Genomic DNA, 19,386 nt, shown 5'->3' with positions numbered 1-19,386 from the left:
TATTGAACGACTTAGCTTACTATGGAGGAATTTAGCGAGTGTTGTAAAAATAATATACGAGAAGTTTCTAAAATTGATAATGAAGGGAGTTGGGCTCCTTGAAAAGAATTTTACGTATGTTGCCTTTTGTCATTATTTGTAGCTTTATTTTTATTATTTTTCCAGAGAAATCTTATGCTTGTGATTGTATTAACGTATCAGCAGAAGAGGCTTTTCAAAAAAACGATGTAGTGTTTGAGGGACAAGTAATTGAGGTTGGAAGGAAAGAAGGAGGTGGAATTGAAGTATTATTTGAAGTGAAGAAAATTTGGAAAGGGACAAATTCTTCGCAAATTATTGTATATACAAATGGTGGTGATTGTGTATTTCACTTTGTGGAAGGAGGAGAGTACTTAATATATTCTTCTCAAAGAGGATCTGAAAAACAATTACACACAAATAGTTGTAGTGGAACGAAGAGATTAGATGAGGCAGGGGCGGACAAAGTGGCTTTACGTCAAATTGCAAAAGAGTCTGTTCCAACGAAGAAAGTGGATTTAAAAGGGGAGATGGTGAGCGGTTTCAGTTGGTGGCAAGTTGCTATCATTTCCATTTCCATTTGTCTATTATTAATCATTGTTTTTGTTGTGAGAAGAACTCGCAAAAAATGACGATTAAAGTAAATATATAAAGATTTTCTTTCTGTTTCTATAGGTGGTTTAATCTTGTGAAAGCGAATTACTTATGCTACACTTTATGTAACTTAAAATGAACGGAGGGGCTTCCTTTGATCTTAATCAGATTACGTCTCAATACTTTGTGCCAATAATTGAATAGCGCTCAAAGGCTCTGTCTGTGTGCAGAGTGAACGGGATTGGTCTGCCTATTTTAAAGGAACCCTTTATTAAGCTTATATGTGAAAAAGAGGGAGGGACGAATACGCCCTCTTTTTGTTTTGCCTTTATAAATAGAATGGGATTGTATAGGTGAACACTTATAGTGGATACGCATACGATCTTGGGACTTTTTAACTATGAGATAGGATGAAAGCACAACTTTCTTCTATTTCTTTGGTGAACCCTTATCCGTTTACGAAAACACAGGCAGCGACCTGTGTTTTTTATTTTACGTAATCGAAATGGAGGAATAAATATATGGAAGAATTATTACAAAGAGCAGTTTTAGTTGGAGTAAATTTAGGTAATGAGGATGATTTTGCATATTCGATGGAAGAGCTAACGAATCTTGCAGAAGCTTGTGATGTAGAGGTAATTGGACAAGTGACGCAAAATTTACAACGTGTAAATCCATCCCATTATATTGGAAAAGGAAAGATTGAAGAAGTAGCAGCCTATGTAAATGAAGTAGGTGCGAATATGGTCATCTTTAATGACGAATTATCGCCTTCTCAAATTCGAAATTTAGAAGCAGATTTAGATTGTAAAGTAATTGACCGTACCATATTAATTTTAGACATTTTTGCGCAACGTGCGAAAACGAAAGAAGCGCAGTTGCAAGTAGAAGTGGCCCACCTTCAGTATATGATGCCTCGTTTAATTGGTCTTCGTGAATCGTTAGGAAGACAGAGCGGCGGTGTTGGTACGAAAAATAAAGGTGTCGGTGAGAAGAAATTAGAGTTGGATCGTCGTAAAATTGAAGAACAAATTTCAGTTTTAAATAAAGATTTAGAAGCTCTTGTTGCACAGCGTCAAACGCAGCGCAAACAACGTAAGAAAAATGAAATTCCTGTTGTAGCATTAGTAGGTTATACGAACGCGGGAAAATCAACGACGATGAATGCGATGCTTGAAATTTACAATGGTACAGAAGAAAAACAAGTATTTGAAAAGGATATGTTATTTGCAACGTTAGAAACATCGGTGCGAAATATTGAGTTACCAGATAACAAATCATTCTTATTAACAGATACAGTTGGATTTGTAAGTAAATTACCGCATCATCTTGTGAAAGCATTCCGGTCAACATTAGAAGAGGTAGCGGAAGCAGACCTACTTATTCATGTTGTAGATTACGCAAATCCAAATTATGAACAGTTAATTGATATTACAAATGAAACGTTAAAGAAAATTGGAGTAGAAAATATTCCAACAATTTATGCTTATAACAAATCAGATATGGTAGATGTTGAAATTCCGAAAGTACAAGAAGACCGCGTTTATTTATCAGCGAAGAAACATGTTGGAATAAAAGAGCTTGTCGAAATGATTCGCTCACACATTTATAAAGAGTATACGAAGTGTGAAATGCTAATTCCGTATGATCAAGGACAGGTAGTTTCTTATTTCAATACTCATGCGCACGTTCTATCTACGAGTTATGAAAACGAAGGTACGAAACTAGAAGTAGAATGTAAGACGAGTGATTACGAAAAGTATAAGCTTTTTGCAATTTAATAAAGAAGGCGATCCTAATATGTTTTAGGATCGCCTTTTTCTTATTCCGTAATAGAGGCCCACTTATAAGAATAAATTCCTGCAAATGGACGAACAACAACACCTTTTACTGTTGGGCGTTCTAAATATACAAGTCCTGATTGGAAGATTGGAGCGATAGCTGCATCATCTTCAAGTAAGATTTTCTCTGCATCTTGGAACGCTTTCCAACGTGCTGGTAAGTCAGTTACTAAAGTAGAGCTCGTTTTCTCAATTAATTCGTCGTATTGTTTGTTTGAGTAACTCATCTTATTAAACGGTCCGTCTGTAACGAACATATTTAAAAATGTTGTAGGATCAGGATAATCTGGTCCCCATGTAGAAAGTGAAATGTCATAATCACCATTTCCTTCACGATCTAAAAATGCTTTTACTGGAAGTGGTTGTAATGTGATTTTTAATCCAGGTAAGTTTTTCTCCAGCTCACCTTTTAAAAACTCACTAATTTTTTTATCGTTAGACTCATCTGTTGTTATGATTGAAAGAGAAGCGTTTTGTAAATTTGTTTCTTTTTTCGCAGTTTCCCATAGTGTTTTAGCTTCTTTCACATTTGTTTCTACTTTTACATGACTTGTACTGCGAAAATCTTTATTGTCAGGTCCTTTTACGAATCCTTTTGGAACGAATGCATTCGCAGGTATAGAACCATTGTTTAAAATCGTTGTTGCGATTCCTTGTTTATCAAAAGCAAGCGAAATAGCTTTACGAGCATTTTTGTTTGCTAATAAAGGGTTCTTTTGACTAAATCGGAAAAATGTCACAGAAGGACGTTCCATTTTCTTTAAGCTCGGATCTTTTTGATATTTATCAACAAACTCTGAATTGATCGTAATACGGTCTACTTGTTTACTTTCAAATAAATTAACAGCTGTTGAAGTATCTTTTACGATATTTACATTAATTTCATTTAATTTCACATTTTTATTATCCCAGTAGTTCGGGTTTTTTGTCATTTTATAACTTGTATCATGTTTCCATTCACTTAATTGGAAAGGTCCGTTATAAACTACATTTGCAGCTTCAAGTCCGTAATTTTTCCCTTGTGCTTCTACAACCTTTTTGTTTTGAGGATAAAATGTTGCAAATCCCATTAAACCTAAAAAGTATGGAACAGGGTGTTCTAACTGTACTTCAAGTGTTTTATTATCAATTGCCTTTACACCAAATGAATCAATTGGTAATTCTTTTTTATTTATTTTTTCAGCGTTTTTAATATCGAACATAATGTGTGCGTATTCAGAAGCAGTTTCTGGATTTACGGCACGTTTCCATGCATATTCAAAATCATGAGCAGTTACTGGATCACCATTTGACCATTTTGAATCGTGTAATGTAAATGTATATGTTTTTCCGTCTTCGCTCAGTTTGTATGATTCAGCTGCTGCAGGAACAGGTTTATTGTCAGGACCAGGCATATATAATCCTTCCATTACGTTGTTTAATGCAGCGTAAGAAAACCCATCGGTTGCGATAGATGAATCAAGTGTAGAAATTTCCCCAGCTTCTACAATGTTTAATACTTGTTTCGAAGATTCTTTTTTCTTCTCTCCGGTAGTTGTTGCCTCTTGTTTTTGACCACATGCTGTTAAAAACATAGATAATGTGATTGAGAGTGCAACGATTCCCTTTGTTTTTTTCTTCATAGTTGTCATCCTTTCCTTCATCTCTGCCTTAGTATAAAAGAAAATATAGAAAATTTCTATAAATAAATCCGATAAAGCATATAGAAAAAATATATTATTTAAAAGGTGATATTTCTGGAAAAAGAAATGAAACCAGTATAGAATAGAAATGTTTCAAAAGTCAGAATTTATTACACCTACTGTAATAAATATATATTTTGTACAGGAAGGAGAAATACACATATGCAGGCAGTTTCGCAAAAAAACAGAGTAGAAACACCGACAATATATCGAATATTATTTGCGATTAGTTTCGGTCATTTTTTAAATGATTCGATGCAAGCAGTTGTGCCCGCGTTGTTTCCTATTTTGGAAAAAACGATGAATTTATCCTATATGCAAGTAGGGTGGATTGCGTTTGCGTTAAATATGACATCATCGATTATGCAACCGGTTTTTGGTATGTATTCGGATAAGAAGCCGTCACCATTTTTATTACCGCTCGGTATGTTTTCGAGTATGCTTGGGATGATTGGACTCGCGTTTGCACCGAACTTTATTATTGTTATTATTTCTGTTTTATTTATCGGATTAGGTTCCGCAGTCTTTCATCCAGAAGGCGCCCGAGTTGCTTATATGGCAGCAGGGACGAAACGAGGTTTAGCGCAAGCGATTTATCAAGTGGGAGGAAATACAGGTAATTCTCTAGCTCCTATTTTTACAGCGTTAATTTTCGTTCCGCTTGGGCAAATTGGTTCTTTAGGTTTTACGGCCTTTGCGGCGGTAGGAATTGTATTATTAATTTTCGTATCAAATTGGTATAGGAATGAATTAGCGACTGGCGCTGTGAGGAGAAAAAAGAGGGCTGCGCTTGAGGCGGAAAATGCGATTGTAAGTACACATATTAAATTTGTTATTTTACTTCTTGTTTTTCTTACTTTTGTACGATCTTGGTACGGTGCTGGTATTGGGAACTTTTATCAATTTTACTTAATTGAGCATTACGGTTTATCGATAAAAAATGCTCAGTATTTCGTATTCGCATTTATGATTGCTGGTGTGTTAGGAACCTTCTTTGGTGGTCCATTAGCAGATCGATTTGGAAAGAAAACAATTATTGTATTTTCAATGCTAGGTTCAGCCCCACTTGCACTTTTATTACCCCACGTTTCGCTCGTATGGGTCATACCGCTATTTTTATGTATCGGTTTTATTAGTTCAAGTAGTTTTAGTGTAATTGTTGTATATGCGCAAGAGCTTGTTCCTGGAAAAGTAGGAATGGTATCTGGATTAATTGTAGGGCTTGCGTTTGGACTCGGCGCTTTAGGCTCTGTAGTTCTTGGGAAATTGGCTGACATATATAGTCTACAATTCATTATGTTACTATGTAGTTGTCTACCATTAATTGGACTTACTTCTTGGTTATTACCAAGTGATAAGAAAACGATAGAATAGGGGATGCACTATGAAATTATGTGAAAATGTTACAGAATTAATAGGAGATACACCTGTCGTCCGTTTATCTAAATTTATTCCAGAAGACGCAGCAGATGTGTATGTAAAACTAGAAATGTTTAATCCATCACGCAGTGTGAAAGACCGTGCTGCCTATAATTTATTGCACGTTGCAGAAGAGAATGGTCTTATCAAACCAGGAGATACAATTATTGAGCCAACAAGTGGTAATACAGGAATTGGTTTAGCGATGAACGCGGCTGCGAAAGGATATAAAGCGATTTTAATTATGCCGGACAATATGTCAAAAGAGCGTATAAATTTATTGAAAGCATACGGTGCAGAAGTAGTTTTAACACCGGCAGAACAAAGAATGCCAGGAGCAATTGCGAAGGCGTTAGAATTGCAAGAGAAAATTCCAAATAGTTTTATTCCGCAGCAATTTGAAAATCCAGCAAACCCGAATATTCATCGTTATACAACTGCACTTGAAATTTATGAACAAATGGATGGAGAGCTTGATGCATTTGTAGCAACGGCAGGAACAGGCGGAACGATTACTGGGACTGGTGAAACGTTAAAAGAGAAACTACCCAATTTATATGTTGCAGTAGTAGAACCGAAAGGATCTCCTGTTTTATCCGGAGGTGTTCCAGGTCCTCATAAACTAGTAGGAACAAGTCCAGGGTTTATCCCGAAAAACTTAAATACGGAAGTGTATAACGAAATTATTCAAATTGCAGACGAAGAGGCTTTAACGACAATGAGAAATTTAGCTAGACAAGAGGGATTATTAGTTGGGCCGTCTTCTGGTGCTTCTGTTTACGCAGCGATTATGATTGCGAAACGATTAGGTGCTGGTAAAAAAATTTTATGTATTGCACCTGATACAGGTGAGCGTTATTTGAGTATGGGATTATTTGAATGAAAATGATAGAAACCCCTTAATGGTGAAAGAGAGCTATTAAGGGGTTTGTTGTAGGTTATTTAGAGAGGAGAAGCACAATGAAACTATTAAAACCAACATATGAATATAGCAAACAAATTATGGAGTATCGCGATGCGTTTTTACATGCTGATGAACAACCACACGGCAGTAGTTCTTTACAAAATTTTGATTCTCTCGATGAATGGTTTGAAAAAGTGAGTATACAAGAAGCGGGAGAAAACTTACAAGGTAATCGAGTACCGTCTAGCCAATTTTTAAGTTTTGAAAAAGGGGAACTTATAGGTTTTGTAAATATTAGACATCGACTAAACTCAGAATTATTGCGGGAAAGTGGTCATATTGGATATAGTGTCCATCCAAATAAACGTCGCCAAGGTTACGCTACAAAACAACTACAATTTGCATTGGATGAAGCGCAAAAATTAGGATTGCAGAAAGTGTTAATAACTTGTGATAAAGCTAATATCGCTTCGGCTAAAACGATTCAAAAGGTTGGCGGTGTGTTAGAAAATGAAGTAGTTTCTTCTCATACTGGGGAAATTGTACAACGTTATTGGGTAGAAATATGATGTAGTGGAACTTTGAAAAGGGAATAAAATGTGTAATATCGAAATAAATAAAAGAAGTAAGGCTGTAATGCAATTATAGGGGGAAATGAAGTGGGATTAAAAGAGAAAGCAATAGAAATGTCAGAGATTTATAGGAAGAACCCAAAAGTGGAGGCTATTATTTTAGCCGGTTCAGTAGCTAGAAAGCTAGAAGATGAACATTCAGATATAGAACTACATATTTTATGGTCAATGCCACCAGAGAATGAGGATCGTAAAGGGCCTATTAACTATATTGGTGGAACAATTTTGTCATATCATCCTTATGAGGAAGAAGAATGGTCGGAAACGTATTTGACGAAAGAAGGAATTAAATTAGAGATTAGTAACTTTTTAACAGAAACAGTAGAGAAAGTGATTTCGGATGTGGTGGATCAATATGATATAAGTTATGAAAAACAATGTATTGTATCATCCGTGCATGACGGTGTTAGTTTGTATGGAGAAGAGAAAGTACATGCATTAAAAGATAGAGTGGTAGCATATCCAGAAAATCTAGCGAAACGGATGATTTCAGAAAATCTTTGGTTAAGCAATCGCTGGCATAATCGAGAGGCACTTTTAAAACGAAAAGACTGGCTTATGCTATATGATGTTATTTGTGAAGCACAAAGGAATATATTTGGTGTCTTATTTGGTTTGAATAAAATGTATGTACATCACCCGGCGTTTAAATGGATGCCATATAATGTGGAACGAATGATTATTAAGCCTGAAAACTTATATGAGCGTATGGCGAATGCTTTAATAGGGAAACCGGAGTATAGTGTACAGGAGTTAGAAGTGTTAATCGAGGAGCTATTACAGTTAGTAGAACACCATGCTCCGGAATTACATATCGCTGAACAGCAAAAGCGTATTCAATATGCGAAATAAAAAACAAAGAGATGTAACCCTTGTTACATCTCTTTGTTTTTTATTTTACTGATTTCCCCAGTATAGGTAAGCGTTGAATTCTATCACCGAGAATATGTGAAGCAAGTCCACTTGTTAATACGAATAAAAGGTAAACAAGCCCTCCTACAGCGCCACATATAACGACAATGAGAAGTGATTCCATATAAGTTTGTCCAGGAATTAGCCATGTTAAAATTGATTTTAATGCCATCACAACAGCAGACATTGCTGCGGAGTAAATTGTAATAAGAAATACTGTTTTTGCTGTCTCACCAATTTTAAATTTCGCAAACTTAACGATGCAGTACAACATAATACTATTGGAAACGAGGTATCCAAGAATGGTTCCAAGTACAGCACCGTGTCCGCCAAATAAATGTAAGAGCGGTGTATTTACTACAACTTTAACGAGAATTCCGGCTGAGAATGCAATCATTGTTTTTCGTTGATAATCGATTCCTTGTAAAATAGCTGCTGAAACTGTGAAAATCGCACTTAATATAGCAGACGGTGCGAATGAAATTAAATATTGTGATCCACCAAGTGCGATTTCAGGATTTACATAAACCATGCGGAATGCATCGTAAGCGATGCTAGCAAGACCAAATGCAGCCGGGATTGTGAAGAATAACAAGACTTGAAATATCTTTGAAATTTGTTCTTGTAATTCTTCTAATTTCCCGCTTGTATAAGATTTCGTTATAGCCGGAATGATCGTTAAGGAGAATCCAGTTGCAAGTGAAGCTGGAATCATAATTAACTTTTGGGCATAGTTCGTTATATAAGCGAAAACTGCATTTGCTGTTTCTAACGGCTCTCCCATCGCTCTAAGGACATCAGCTACAGTATATTGATCTACTAACGTGTAGAGTGGAATTGCGATGCCGACAAATACAATTGGGATGGCATATCGAAGTAATTCTATATAAATATTTTTTAATGGAATATTGGATGCTCTTGATTTTAATTCACCTTCGGGAGGTTTTAACCCATTATATTTTTTCCAGTACATCATTAAAATAGAGACGCTTGCAAGTGCTCCGATAACAGCTCCAAACGTAGCAACTGCAACAGAAGAGGCTACGGAACCTCCTAATAGTTTTGAGACGATAAAGCTACCAACTAAAATGAAAACAACGCGTGCAATTTGTTCTACGACTTGAGAAACAGCGCTTGGTTTCATATGTTGAAATCCTTGGAAATAACCACGTGTCACACTCATTGCTGGTACGAGAATAAGTGCGAAACTTAATGCTCGCATCGTAAGTGTTACGTCAGAGATAAATTGTGGATCTGGCGTTTTCGAGCGAATAATAAATTGTGATATGTAGGGTGCTCCAATAAATAAAACTAAAAACCCTAAAAATCCCATAAACAACATTAATTTTACGCTAGAGTTGTATAATTTTTTGCTTGTACTATAATCACCAAGCGCATTATGCTTTGCAACGAATTTGGAAACGGCAATAGGGATACCGGCAGTTGAAAAGCTTAATAAAATTCCGTACCAAGAGTATGCATATCCATATAAAGCGACCCCTTGTGTTCCGACTAATAGTTGAAAAGGGAAGAAGTATATAAAACCTAATATACGTGAAATCATTGTTGCGCCGCTTAATAAAGCAGTTCCTTTTAAAACTTTTGAAGTAGACAAAATTCTTTCCTCCTACTCGTGCTGTCTTACGTTTATCGTATATTACTATAAACCTGTTAGAGTAGTTAATATAGTATGGAACATAAATATTCTAATATTATTCACTTAAAAGTCATATTTTACATTTTCAAATAGAATGTAATACGTAAAAATTCAAAATATAAGTTGACACTATTTTTAATGTGTGATAAAAATGATAGTAATCAATTCGGAAAATAATATTTGGGCAATGAAAGGGTATAGTAGTGAATATCTCCCTATTACAGAGAGCTGATGGTTGGTGTGAATCAGTATATAGATTATTCATGAAGTTCGTCCTGGAGCATCTTTCATAAATCTCACATTATGAGGAAATGAAAGACGGTAGTTTATACCGTTATCAAATAAAGTGGTGAAGATTGTTTCACAACTAGGGTGGTACCGCGATATTTATCGTCCCTACGTATTTACGTAGGGACGTTTTTTATTTAGGTCTTACTTTGTTGTGGCTTCATAACTAGGGTGGTACCGCGATAATTTATCGTCCCTACGTATTTGCGTAGGGACGTTTTTTATTTAGGTCCTAACTTTGGTGTATCTTCATAACTAGGGTGGTACCGCGATATTTTTGTCGTCCCTACGTATTTACGTAGGGGCGTTTTTTATTAGTAGAGAGGAAGTGAACGTATTAGAAAAGAGTGTGGATAGAACAATATAAATACCGAATTGTAAAACAGAAAAAGATAAAGAGAGGAGATTAACAAATGAATTCACAGCAATGGACATCGAAATTAGGTTTCGTATTAGCTGCGGCAGGTTCAGCAATTGGTCTAGGGGCTATTTGGAAGTTCCCGTATATGGCCGGAATTGGAGGGGGCGGCGCGTTCTTCCTTATTTTCATCGGTTTCACATTATTAATTGGTTTACCGCTATTATTAGCTGAATTCGTTATCGGAAGAAGTACACAAAAAGAGGCTGTTGATGCGTATAGAGAAATCGCACCAAAAACATTATGGCCATGGTTAGGGAAATTAGGGATTGTAACTTGTTTCATATTACTTTCTTTCTACAGTGTTGTAGGAGGCTGGATTTTATTATATTTATGGAATGCAATTACAGGTAGACTATGGGAAGGAAATGGCGCATACGAAGCTACGTTTGGTGAAATCATTTCCAATCCGTATTTAGCAGTAGGATCACAGCTATTATTCATCCTTATTACTATTTTTATCGTAAGTAAAGGTGTACAAAATGGTGTTGAAAAAGTAAATAAATATTTCATGCCAGCACTATTCGTTTTATTCTTTGTATTAATCGTTCGTGCACTTACGTTAGATGGTGCAGGAGAAGGGGTTCGTTTCTTCTTACAACCTGATTTCTCACATGTAACATCAGAAGTTATTTTATATGCGATGGGACAATCGTTCTTCTCACTATCAGTCGGAGTAGCAGTAATGGTAACGTATAGCTCATACTTACCGAAAGAGGAAAGTTTACCGCGTTCAGCATTTTCTATCGTAGCTTTAACGCTTGTGATTACATTACTTGCAGGACTTGCAATTTTCCCAGTAGTGTTCGCATTTGGAATGGAACCATCTCAAGGACCGGGACTATTATTTATCGTACTGCCAGCTATTTTTAGTAAAATGGCATTCGGAAAATTCTTCTTCATCGTTTTCTTACTACTATTCTTCTTTGCTACTATTACATCAGCGATTTCGATGTTAGAAATTAGCGTGGCATCTTTAACTGCAAAAGGTAAAGGGAAACGTGAAAAAATGGCTTTAATCGTAGGTTTATTAATCTTCGTTGTAGGAGTACCATCAGCATTGTCATTTGGTATATTAAGCGATCTGAAGATTTTCGGAAAGACAGTCTTTGATTTAGTGGATTATGCAGTTAGTAACGTATTAATGCCACTTGGTGTTTTATTAGTTTCTATCTTTGTTCCTTTAAAAATGAAGAAAGATGTATTAATGAAAGAGCTTGGTGTAAGTAAAAATAAAGGCTATAAATTATTCGTATTATGGTTATTCTTACTTCGCTTCATCGCACCAATTGCGATTATTATCGTATTCTTAAATGTACTTGGCATTATTTAAACAAAAAGGTAGCGTATCATTGTATGATACGCTACCTTTCTTACTTTGTTCTTTTTTGTAGTTCGTTTACTGTTACGAACTGATAGCCCTTCTTAGATAAAGAGTCTAAAATACCTTCAACGGTCTGTAAACTTTCATTAGACTCATCATACATAGAGTGCAGTAAAATGATAGAACCTGGTTTTACATTTTTATTAACATATTCAATTTTATCAGCAGCAGATTTATAAAAAGTATCAGGTTCAAGGTCCCAGGTGATTGTTTCGATATTGTTTTTATTTAAATAATAGGGCAGACCAATTAGCTTTTTCCCGTTAGGTGGTCTAAAATCAATTGCGCCTGTAAATCCTGTTTGGCGGATTAATGCATTCGTTTTTTCTATTTCTTCTTTAATAAAAGAAGGTGTTTTAAAAACCATTCTGTTATGAGAATATGTATGGTTTCCAATTTGGTGTCCAGATTGTACGATAGATTCTCCTAACGATAGGTTTTTCTCTAATTCATTTCCAATTAAAAAGAAAGTAGCTTTTGCATTGTATGTATCTAGTAGCGGTAATATTTGTTTTACATTGTTAGTAGGGCCATCATCAAAAGTTAAAGCAATCACCTTTTCATTTGTTTCTACTCGATTTGTTAAATCTCCAAATAATTGAAAGCTTCTTGCATTCATCAATTTGTATGTTCCGAATAATGCTACAATAATAATGAATAATGTAATGATTGTAATGATTATTTTCTTTTTCATAAAGCAACCTCACTATAGTTTTTGATTGGACTAAAAAGTATTATATCAAACTAAGTAATTTCATGCTTTAAAAAGGATGTGGATGCAAGGGGAAGGAATTTATCATATAATGTAATGAAAAAGGTATATTAGGAGGTGTTTACATGGCGATTATAATTCAATTGCCAGACACTGCAGCGTCTCATGCAAAGCCAAGTATGGAAATGGCGATACTTTGCGTGAGGTAGACAGGTAATATACAATTCATCGCCAAAATGAGCTTGTATCATTTTTTGTATTTGGCTTTGCACCTTATTGAAATGAACCATAAAAAATAAGGGGCGAGCAGAAATGAAATACGTAAAAGCTAAGGCAGTTTTACCAGAGAGTTTAATTACTGAAATTCAAAAGTATATACAAGGTGAAACAATTTACATTCCAAAACAAGAAACGAAACATTATAAATGGGGAACACGATCTGGAGGAAGAAAACAGTTAGATGAAAGAAACAAAGCCATTAAAGAAGCGTTTAAAAGTGGAATTGCTATTCATCAACTTGCAGAAGAGTATTTTCTTTCCGGAGAAACGATAAAAAAGATTGTGTATTCTAAATAAGAGGAAAAGAGTCTGATTCATATTACTTTGAATCAGACTCTTTTTGTTTTATATGTATTGGATATATGAGATGTGAACGGGCATGATAATAGAAAAAATGTGCCGTTTTTTTATAAAATGGTATACAGAGCACTTGAAAAGTAGAAAGGTGAACATATATGAATCATATTGGACAAATAACGATAGAGCTTTTAATTGGTTTCTTTGTTCTATTAATTGCTACAAAAATATTAGGGAAAACACAAATATCTCAGCTGACGCCATTTGATTTTATTTCTGCTATTGTTCTCGGTGAGCTCGTTGGAAATTCAATATATGATCCTAAAATTAAAGTGTGGTCTATTTTATATTCAGTATTTGTATGGGTAATTTTAATTTATACAATAGAAGTGATAACGCAAAAAATAAGAGGAACAAGAAGGTTTTTTGAAGGATATCCTTCCATTATTATTCGTAATGGAAAGATTGATCGTGAACAATTAAGTGTAAATCATTTGGACATTAACCAATTACAACAAATGCTTAGGCAACAAAAAGATATATTTTCAATCCGAGAAGTTGAATATATGATATTAGAACCTAACGGAAATATAAGTGTTCTGAAAAAAAGTAAATACGAATCTCCCACTATAAATGATTTAAGTTTAAAACATAAGCCTGTATACTTACCAATTTCATTAATTAGTGATGGAAAAGTAGTGAAAGATAATTTGAGAGAAGCTGGTTTTGATGAAGGATGGCTGTATAAGCAAATAAAACAAAAGGGGATTACTAAGTTTGAAGACGTATTATATGCGGAATGGAAAACAGATGATGGCTTCTTTTGTCAGGAAATGGAGCGGTAAAATATAATCGATGTATGTAATATTCGTTTCTAAGTTATCTTTTACATACCAAAAAGCTAAATCATTGTATACAATAAGATTAGATCAACAATTTGTATGGAGTGATAAAGATGGAAGCTTTTATTAGAAGTGATCAATATAATTTTATAAAATCACAAGCTTATATTTTAGCGAATGGGCACGCAACGGCAAATGATAGAGGTGTCATTCAAGCGTTAAAATCATTAGCAATTGAAAAGATAATACATGTATTTGAGAATTTAACGGATGAGCAGAAAGAGTTAATCGATACGGTATTAACAGTTCAAAATAGAGAAGATGCAGAATCGTTTTTAATGAAAATAAATCCGTACGTCATTCCGTTTCAGGAAGTTACAGCACAAACATTAAAAAAATTATTTCCTAAGGTGAAAAAATTAAAACTTCCTGATATGGAAGAAATGGACATGAAAGAATTATCTTATTTAAGCTGGATTGATAAAGGGTCAAGCAGGAAATTTATTATAGCGAAAAATGATAAAAATAAGTTTGTTGGTCTGCAAGGAACGTTTCAAAGTTTAAATAAAAAGAGCATTTGTTCTTTATGTCACGGACATGAAGAGGTAGGGATGTTTTTAGTTGAAATTAAAGGTGATATACCAGGAACTTTCGTGAAAAAGGGAAACTATATTTGCAAAGATGCCGTGGCCTGTAATCAGAATATGAAATCACTTGATAAATTGCAGGATTTTATTGAGAGATTGAAGAAATAAAATGGAAAACCTCTAGTGCTTAAACTGGAGGTTTTTTATTTAAGAAACGGTAATAGATTTCTTTTTTAAAAGATATAATTTATAAATAAAACATAGGAGAGCTAAAGAAATGTTTAAAAAGTTTTTACTTTCTTTACCGGATGTTTTACTTATATGTATTGTTATCTACATAACATACACAACTACTCTTAGTTTTGTACAGATGTTAGTAATTTCAATTACAATCGGAATCGTTGGTGGTCTTGTTATAAGAATTTGTAAGGATGTATTCACATATATAAGGTGGACAATGAAACAAAGGAAATCTTGAATATGTTAAATAGCTATAAGGAGAAAATAAAATGACTAATAAAAAGAATAAAACTAAAAATGAGATAATACTTTGGACATTAACAGCTGTTGTTTTTATCATTGTATGGTACTTTTTTCAAAGATAAAAATGCATCGTACTTAAAAGGTACGATGCATTTTTATTATTTTTTTTGCCAATTTTCTTTTATAAAATCTGCACGGCCAGATTCTTTTTGCTCAGTAGCATATTTCTCTGGATTTTTTTTATAGAAATGTTGATGGTATTCTTCAGCCTCATAAAAAGGTGCAGCCGGGCGAATTTCAGTTACGATTGGCTCTTTAAACATACCGCTTTCCGCAAGAGTTTGTTTTGATTTTTCAGCAAGTTCTTTTTGCATTTCATTATGATAAAAAATAGCGGTGCGATAAGATGGACCACGGTCAAAAAATTGTCCGCCATCATCAGTTGGATCGATTTGTGGCCAATATAAATCCAGTAATTTTTCATATGGGAAAATAGAAGGATCAAATGTAATTTGTACAACTTCTAAATGACCAGATGTACCCGCTTTTACTTGTTCATATGTTGGGTTTTCTACATGACCACCTGCATAGCCAGAAAGTACTTTATGAATACCAGGAAGTTCATCAAACGGCTTTACCATGCACCAAAAGCAACCGCCTGCGAAGGTTGCGAGTTCGTATGTTTTTTCGGACATTGTTGTAATCCTCCTAAATATATATGTTTTATATAGTATTATATAAAAAGTTTTATTGCGCAATAAAAAAGATTCGAAAATATATGTAGTATTAAAAAAAATCAAAAAAACATGTTGACAATGAAAAGAACAACGTCCTATAATACGTTTAACAAATGAAAGTTAATTAAGAATTTTCTAACTTTATATGTTGTATATGCAAAGAAGAGGAAAGTAGATGATTATGATCGTTTCAGAGAGCTACTCCAAGGCTGTGAGAGTAGTAACAATCGAGTCATTGAAGATCACCTCGGAGCATCGCTTGCGAAAGGGAAACTGAGTAGAGGGCGACGGCATCGTCTCCGGTAAAAGGACGGGGGTCTAATTGGACCTACAGAGCTTATATTTCGTGAGAAGTATAAGGAAGCTGAGTGGTAACGCGAAACTCTCGCCTCAGCAATCAAAGCTACTAAATTGTAGTAGTTGATTGCTGAGGTGAGAGTTTTTATTTTTAAAAATAAGAGAATGCGTAGAAGAGGAGAGTAAATGATAAAAATTGTTTCAGAGAGCTACCCAGATGCTGTGAGGGTGGTAACAATGTCATCATTGAAGATCACCTCGGAGCACTACTTTTGAAAACTAGTAAAAAGTAGCGGGGTTGTTTCCGATAGAAAAACAAAAGTCTAATTGGACTTGCAGAGCTTACATTTCGTGAGAAGTGTAAGGAAGCTGAGTGGTACCACGATTCCCTCGTCTCAGCAATGGATTGCTATAAGTATGTATGTAATCGATTGTTGAGACGAGTATATTTTTAAAGTTTATATACTGAATATTCTGTTAAAAATACTCATCTCAGCAATCGATATAGAAATAGATTGCAAAAATAGAGAGAAAAAAAGAGGAGCGATGTGAGATGGGAAATCAGTACATTTATATGAATGGGGAATTTGTAGAAAAAGAAAAGGCAGTTGTTTCAGTATATGATCATGGTTTTTTATACGGAGACGGTGTATTTGAAGGGATTCGTAGTTACGGTGGAAATGTATTTTGTTTAAAAGAACATGTAAAACGATTATATGAATCGGCAAAATCTATTTTACTTACAATCCCGCTGACGGTTGACGAAATGGAAGAAGCAGTTTTACAGACACTTCAAAAAAATGAGTATGCAGATGCTTATATTCGGTTAATTGTTTCAAGAGGAAAAGGGGACTTAGGGCTCGATCCGAGAAGTTGTGTGAAACCGAGCGTTATTATCATTGCAGAACAATTAAAGTTATTCCCACAGGAATTTTACGATAATGGATTAAGCGTTGTATCTGTTGCATCAAGACGTAATACGCCAGATGCTTTAGACCCACGTATTAAGTCAATGAACTACTTAAATAACGTACTTGTAAAAATTGAAGCGGCACAAGCAGGAGTGCTAGAGGCTCTTATGTTAAATCAACAAGGATATGTTTGTGAAGGATCTGGAGATAATGTTTTCGTTGTGAAAGATGGAAAAGTATTAACCCCGCCATCCTATTTAGGAGCATTAGAAGGTATTACAAGAAATAGTGTTATTGAGCTATGTGAGCGACTTCATATTCCATGTGAGGAAAGGCCATTTACTCGCCATGACGTATATGTAGCAGATGAAGTATTTTTAACGGGAACGGCAGCAGAATTAATTCCTGTTGTAAAAGTTGATTCAAGAGAAATTGGAGATGGGAAACCAGGAAGTGTAACGAAACAATTGACAGAGGAATTTAAAAAGTTAACGAGGGAAAGAGGAGTACGTGTTCCAGGATTGGCGGAAAGCTTACTGTAGGTAGGGAGAGGAGTTAATTAAAATGGAGCAACAGTATACAACATATGAGAAATTACAGTGTGAAGATGTGACAGGAGCTGGACACGTTATTCAATGCTTGAAGAATTTAGGCGTAACGACTGTTTTCGGTTATCCGGGCGGAGCGATTTTGCCAGTGTACGATGCGTTATACGGAAGTGGTTTAAAGCACATTTTAACTCGTCATGAACAAGCTGCTATTCATGCGGCAGAAGGATATGCGAGAGCTTCTGGAAAGGTCGGGGTAGTCTTTGCTACCTCTGGCCCAGGGGCGACAAATTTAGTTACGGGCTTAGCAGATGCTTATATGGATTCGATTCCTTTAGTTGTCATTACAGGGCAAGTTGCAAAGTCATTAATTGGTAAAGACGGATTTCAAGAAGCAGATGTTGTTGGAATTACAGTACCTGTTACAAAGCATAATTACCAAGTTCGTGATGTGAATCATTTATCGCGCATTGTACAAGAAGCTTTTTACATCGCCGAAAGCGGGCGGCCGGGGCCGGTATTAATTGATATTCCAAAAGATGTTCAAAATGCAAAAGTCACCAGTTTCTTTAATGAAGAAGTTGATATTCCGGGGTACAAACCAGAACTCGTACCAGACAGCATGAAACTTAGAGAGGTAGCGAAAGAAATTTCAAAAGCGAAACGTCCACTTCTTTATATTGGAGGAGGTGTCATTCATTCAGATGGATCTGATGAACTGATCAAATTTGCAAGAGAAAATCGTATTCCAGTCGTGTCAACTTTAATGGGGCTAGGTGCATATCCGCCGGGAGATCCATTGTTTTTAGGAATGCTCGGTATGCATGGAACGTACGCTGCAAACATGGCAGTAACAGAATGTGACTTATTACTTGCTTTAGGTGTTCGCTTCGATGATCGTGTAACAGGAAAATTAGAACTCTTTTCTCCGCATTCGAAAAAGGTACATATTGATATAGATCCTTCGGAGTTTCAAAAAAATGTAGCGGTAAAGTATCCAGTTGTTGGAGATGTAAAAAAAGCGTTACACATGTTGTTACATATGCCAATTTGTACACAGACAGATGAATGGCTTACGAAAACCGAGGAATGGAAAGCGGAATACCCTCTTTCCTATATTCAAAAAGAAAGTGAGTTAAAACCACAGCATGTTATTAGCTTAGTAAGTGAATTAACGAATGGTGAAGCGATTGTTACGACAGAAGTAGGACAGCATCAAATGTGGGCTGCGCATTTTTATAAAGCGAAAAACCCGCGGACTTTTCTAACATCAGGTGGATTAGGAACGATGGGATTTGGCTTCCCGGCGGCAGTTGGTGCTCAGCTTGCAAAAGAAGAAGAACTCGTTATTTGTATTGCAGGTGATGCTTCTTTTCAAATGAATATTCAAGAACTACAAACAATTGCTGAAAATAACATCCCTGTAAAAGTATTTATTATAAACAATAAATTTTTAGGGATGGTAAGGCAATGGCAAGAAATGTTTTATGAAAACCGATTGTCAGAGTCGAAAATTGGATCTCCAGATTTTGTGAAAGTGGCAGAAGCTTATGGAGTGAAAGGATTAAGAGCGATAAATTCAACCGAGGCGAAACAAGTGATGTTAGAAGCATTTGCTCATGAAGGACCTGTCGTAGTTGATTTTTGTGTAGAAGAAGGTGAAAACGTATTTCCGATGGTTCCACCAAATAAAGGGAATAACGAAATGATTATGAAGAGGTGGGAAGAATGAGTCATACTTTTTCATTAGTTATCGATAACGATTCAAATGTCTTATTACGCATAAGTGGAATTTTTGCTCGGCGTGGTTATTATATTTCTTCATTAAATTTAAATGAAAGTGAAATGGAGTTAACGGCAGTTTGTACAGAACAAGAAGCAACATTACTCGTCGGTCAGTTGAAAAAGTTAATCAATGTACTGCAAGTAAACAAATTATAAGGA

The 19,386-nt window shown here is 35.2% G+C and carries 18 protein-coding genes and 3 other annotated features; of the genes, 14 read left to right on the top strand and 4 right to left on the bottom strand.

Annotated elements, in window-relative coordinates:
- Positions 1–98 precede the first annotated feature (98 nt).
- On the top strand, positions 99–650 hold the full coding sequence (locus tag QCI47_RS18935) for a cobalamin biosynthesis protein CbiN (RefSeq protein WP_309422657.1): 552 nt from the start codon (positions 99–101) through the stop codon (positions 648–650).
- A gap of 483 nt (positions 651–1,133) precedes the next feature.
- On the top strand, positions 1,134–2,393 hold the full coding sequence (hflX, locus tag QCI47_RS18930) for a GTPase HflX (RefSeq protein ID WP_309422658.1): 1,260 nt from the start codon (positions 1,134–1,136) through the stop codon (positions 2,391–2,393).
- Between the two features lie 41 nt (positions 2,394–2,434).
- On the opposite strand, the gene QCI47_RS18925 is transcribed toward hflX, so the two are convergent.
- Positions 2,435–4,075: a peptide ABC transporter substrate-binding protein gene (locus tag QCI47_RS18925; RefSeq protein ID WP_071742600.1), complete on the bottom strand. Its 1,641-nt coding sequence runs from the start codon at positions 4,073–4,075 to the stop codon at positions 2,435–2,437.
- Positions 4,076–4,297: 222 nt separating this feature from the next.
- Here QCI47_RS18925 and QCI47_RS18920 point away from each other — a divergent pair, with 222 nt between their 5' ends.
- The 4 genes from QCI47_RS18920 to QCI47_RS18905 all read left to right on the top strand — a co-directional run bounded on the left by QCI47_RS18920 (position 4,298) and on the right by QCI47_RS18905 (position 7,942).
- The gene (locus tag QCI47_RS18920; protein WP_001149408.1) at positions 4,298–5,509 is read left to right on the top strand and encodes an MFS transporter; all 1,212 of its coding nucleotides are present in this window, start codon (positions 4,298–4,300) and stop codon (positions 5,507–5,509) included.
- 10 nt (positions 5,510–5,519) lie between these two features.
- Positions 5,520–6,437: a cysteine synthase A gene (cysK, locus tag QCI47_RS18915; protein WP_353811918.1), complete on the top strand. Its 918-nt coding sequence runs from the start codon at positions 5,520–5,522 to the stop codon at positions 6,435–6,437.
- A 77-nt stretch (positions 6,438–6,514) separates the two neighbouring features.
- Positions 6,515–7,027 (top strand): GNAT family N-acetyltransferase, encoded by a 513-nt coding sequence (locus QCI47_RS18910; protein ID WP_000771318.1) that lies wholly within the window; start codon positions 6,515–6,517, stop codon positions 7,025–7,027.
- Positions 7,028–7,117: 90 nt separating this feature from the next.
- Positions 7,118–7,942 carry a DUF4037 domain-containing protein gene (locus tag QCI47_RS18905; protein WP_000523167.1) on the top strand — a complete coding sequence of 275 codons (825 nt, stop codon included), beginning with the start codon at positions 7,118–7,120 and terminating at the stop codon, positions 7,940–7,942.
- A gap of 40 nt (positions 7,943–7,982) precedes the next feature.
- On the opposite strand, the gene QCI47_RS18900 is transcribed toward QCI47_RS18905, so the two are convergent.
- A complete protein-coding gene (locus QCI47_RS18900) occupies positions 7,983–9,617 on the bottom strand; it encodes a putative polysaccharide biosynthesis protein (protein ID WP_309422659.1) in 1,635 nt (544 codons plus the stop codon).
- Positions 9,618–9,837: 220 nt separating this feature from the next.
- Positions 9,838–10,060: a binding site (T-box leader), on the top strand.
- Positions 10,061–10,360: 300 nt separating this feature from the next.
- Here QCI47_RS18900 and QCI47_RS18895 point away from each other — a divergent pair.
- The gene (locus QCI47_RS18895) at positions 10,361–11,698 is read left to right on the top strand and encodes a sodium-dependent transporter (protein ID WP_353811917.1); all 1,338 of its coding nucleotides are present in this window, start codon (positions 10,361–10,363) and stop codon (positions 11,696–11,698) included.
- 40 nt (positions 11,699–11,738) lie between these two features.
- On the opposite strand, the gene QCI47_RS18890 is transcribed toward QCI47_RS18895, so the two are convergent.
- Complete coding sequence (locus QCI47_RS18890; RefSeq protein WP_353811916.1) at positions 11,739–12,443, bottom strand: polysaccharide deacetylase family protein; 705 nt, start codon at positions 12,441–12,443, stop codon at positions 11,739–11,741.
- Positions 12,444–12,773: 330 nt separating this feature from the next.
- On the opposite strand from QCI47_RS18890, the gene QCI47_RS18885 reads away from it, so the two are divergent.
- The 4 genes from QCI47_RS18885 (at position 12,774) to QCI47_RS18870 (ending at position 14,944) form a co-directional block, all read left to right on the top strand.
- Positions 12,774–13,037, top strand: a complete 264-nt coding sequence (locus QCI47_RS18885; protein WP_000878319.1) for a CD3324 family protein — start codon at positions 12,774–12,776, stop codon at positions 13,035–13,037.
- A gap of 158 nt (positions 13,038–13,195) precedes the next feature.
- A complete protein-coding gene (locus QCI47_RS18880; RefSeq protein ID WP_001015532.1) occupies positions 13,196–13,882 on the top strand; it encodes a DUF421 domain-containing protein in 687 nt (228 codons plus the stop codon).
- Positions 13,883–13,992: 110 nt separating this feature from the next.
- Positions 13,993–14,634, top strand: coding sequence for a FusB/FusC family EF-G-binding protein (locus QCI47_RS18875; RefSeq protein WP_000387076.1), 642 nt, complete (start codon positions 13,993–13,995; stop codon positions 14,632–14,634).
- 109 nt (positions 14,635–14,743) lie between these two features.
- On the top strand, positions 14,744–14,944 hold the full coding sequence (locus QCI47_RS18870; protein ID WP_000473064.1) for a hypothetical protein: 201 nt from the start codon (positions 14,744–14,746) through the stop codon (positions 14,942–14,944).
- 163 nt (positions 14,945–15,107) lie between these two features.
- Here the strand turns inward: QCI47_RS18870 and msrA are convergent, their stop codons facing one another.
- Positions 15,108–15,644: a peptide-methionine (S)-S-oxide reductase MsrA gene (msrA, locus tag QCI47_RS18865; protein WP_061131128.1), complete on the bottom strand. Its 537-nt coding sequence runs from the start codon at positions 15,642–15,644 to the stop codon at positions 15,108–15,110.
- A 192-nt stretch (positions 15,645–15,836) separates the two neighbouring features.
- Positions 15,837–16,082, top strand: a binding site (T-box leader).
- Between the two features lie 62 nt (positions 16,083–16,144).
- Positions 16,145–16,384, top strand: a binding site (T-box leader).
- 152 nt (positions 16,385–16,536) lie between these two features.
- Between msrA and ilvE the strand changes: the two genes are divergently transcribed.
- From ilvE to QCI47_RS18850, 3 genes are read left to right on the top strand one after another with little or no spacing between them, the layout of a single operon-like run.
- Positions 16,537–17,436, top strand: a complete 900-nt coding sequence (gene ilvE, locus QCI47_RS18860) for a branched-chain-amino-acid transaminase (RefSeq protein ID WP_000528129.1) — start codon at positions 16,537–16,539, stop codon at positions 17,434–17,436.
- Positions 17,437–17,458: 22 nt separating this feature from the next.
- Complete coding sequence (ilvB, locus tag QCI47_RS18855; protein WP_000437840.1) at positions 17,459–19,174, top strand: acetolactate synthase large subunit; 1,716 nt, start codon at positions 17,459–17,461, stop codon at positions 19,172–19,174.
- Entirely contained in the window at positions 19,171–19,383 is a 213-nt protein-coding gene (locus QCI47_RS18850; protein ID WP_270726065.1) for an ACT domain-containing protein, read from the top strand. Before ilvB ends, QCI47_RS18850 begins: the two co-directional genes overlap by 4 nt.
- Positions 19,384–19,386 lie beyond the last annotated feature (3 nt).

The organism is Bacillus cereus group sp. RP29, from assembly GCF_040459765.1.
GTDB classification, from domain to species: domain Bacteria; phylum Bacillota; class Bacilli; order Bacillales; family Bacillaceae_G; genus Bacillus_A; species Bacillus_A paranthracis.
The sequence above is the reverse complement of the archived record's forward strand: the minus strand, read 5'-3'. Positions and strand labels throughout refer to the sequence as shown.

Excerpts from the sequence above, each read along its gene's own strand:
- hflX (WP_309422658.1), top strand. The coding sequence starts at position 1,134 with ATGGAAGAATTATTACAAAGAGCAGTTTTAGTTGGAGTAAATTTAGGT.
- QCI47_RS18925 (WP_071742600.1), bottom strand. The coding sequence starts at position 4,075 with ATGAAGAAAAAAACAAAGGGAATCGTTGCACTCTCAATCACATTATCT.
- QCI47_RS18920 (WP_001149408.1), top strand. The coding sequence starts at position 4,298 with ATGCAGGCAGTTTCGCAAAAAAACAGAGTAGAAACACCGACAATATAT.
- cysK (WP_353811918.1), top strand. The coding sequence starts at position 5,520 with ATGAAATTATGTGAAAATGTTACAGAATTAATAGGAGATACACCTGTC.
- QCI47_RS18910 (WP_000771318.1), top strand. The coding sequence starts at position 6,515 with ATGAAACTATTAAAACCAACATATGAATATAGCAAACAAATTATGGAG.
- QCI47_RS18895 (WP_353811917.1), top strand. The coding sequence starts at position 10,361 with ATGAATTCACAGCAATGGACATCGAAATTAGGTTTCGTATTAGCTGCG.
- QCI47_RS18890 (WP_353811916.1), bottom strand. The coding sequence starts at position 12,443 with ATGAAAAAGAAAATAATCATTACAATCATTACATTATTCATTATTATT.
- QCI47_RS18885 (WP_000878319.1), top strand. The coding sequence starts at position 12,774 with ATGAAATACGTAAAAGCTAAGGCAGTTTTACCAGAGAGTTTAATTACT.
- QCI47_RS18880 (WP_001015532.1), top strand. The coding sequence starts at position 13,196 with ATGAATCATATTGGACAAATAACGATAGAGCTTTTAATTGGTTTCTTT.
- QCI47_RS18875 (WP_000387076.1), top strand. The coding sequence starts at position 13,993 with ATGGAAGCTTTTATTAGAAGTGATCAATATAATTTTATAAAATCACAA.
- QCI47_RS18870 (WP_000473064.1), top strand. The coding sequence starts at position 14,744 with ATGTTTAAAAAGTTTTTACTTTCTTTACCGGATGTTTTACTTATATGT.
- msrA (WP_061131128.1), bottom strand. The coding sequence starts at position 15,644 with ATGTCCGAAAAAACATACGAACTCGCAACCTTCGCAGGCGGTTGCTTT.
- ilvE (WP_000528129.1), top strand. The coding sequence starts at position 16,537 with ATGGGAAATCAGTACATTTATATGAATGGGGAATTTGTAGAAAAAGAA.
- ilvB (WP_000437840.1), top strand. The coding sequence starts at position 17,459 with ATGGAGCAACAGTATACAACATATGAGAAATTACAGTGTGAAGATGTG.
- QCI47_RS18850 (WP_270726065.1), top strand. The coding sequence starts at position 19,171 with ATGAGTCATACTTTTTCATTAGTTATCGATAACGATTCAAATGTCTTA.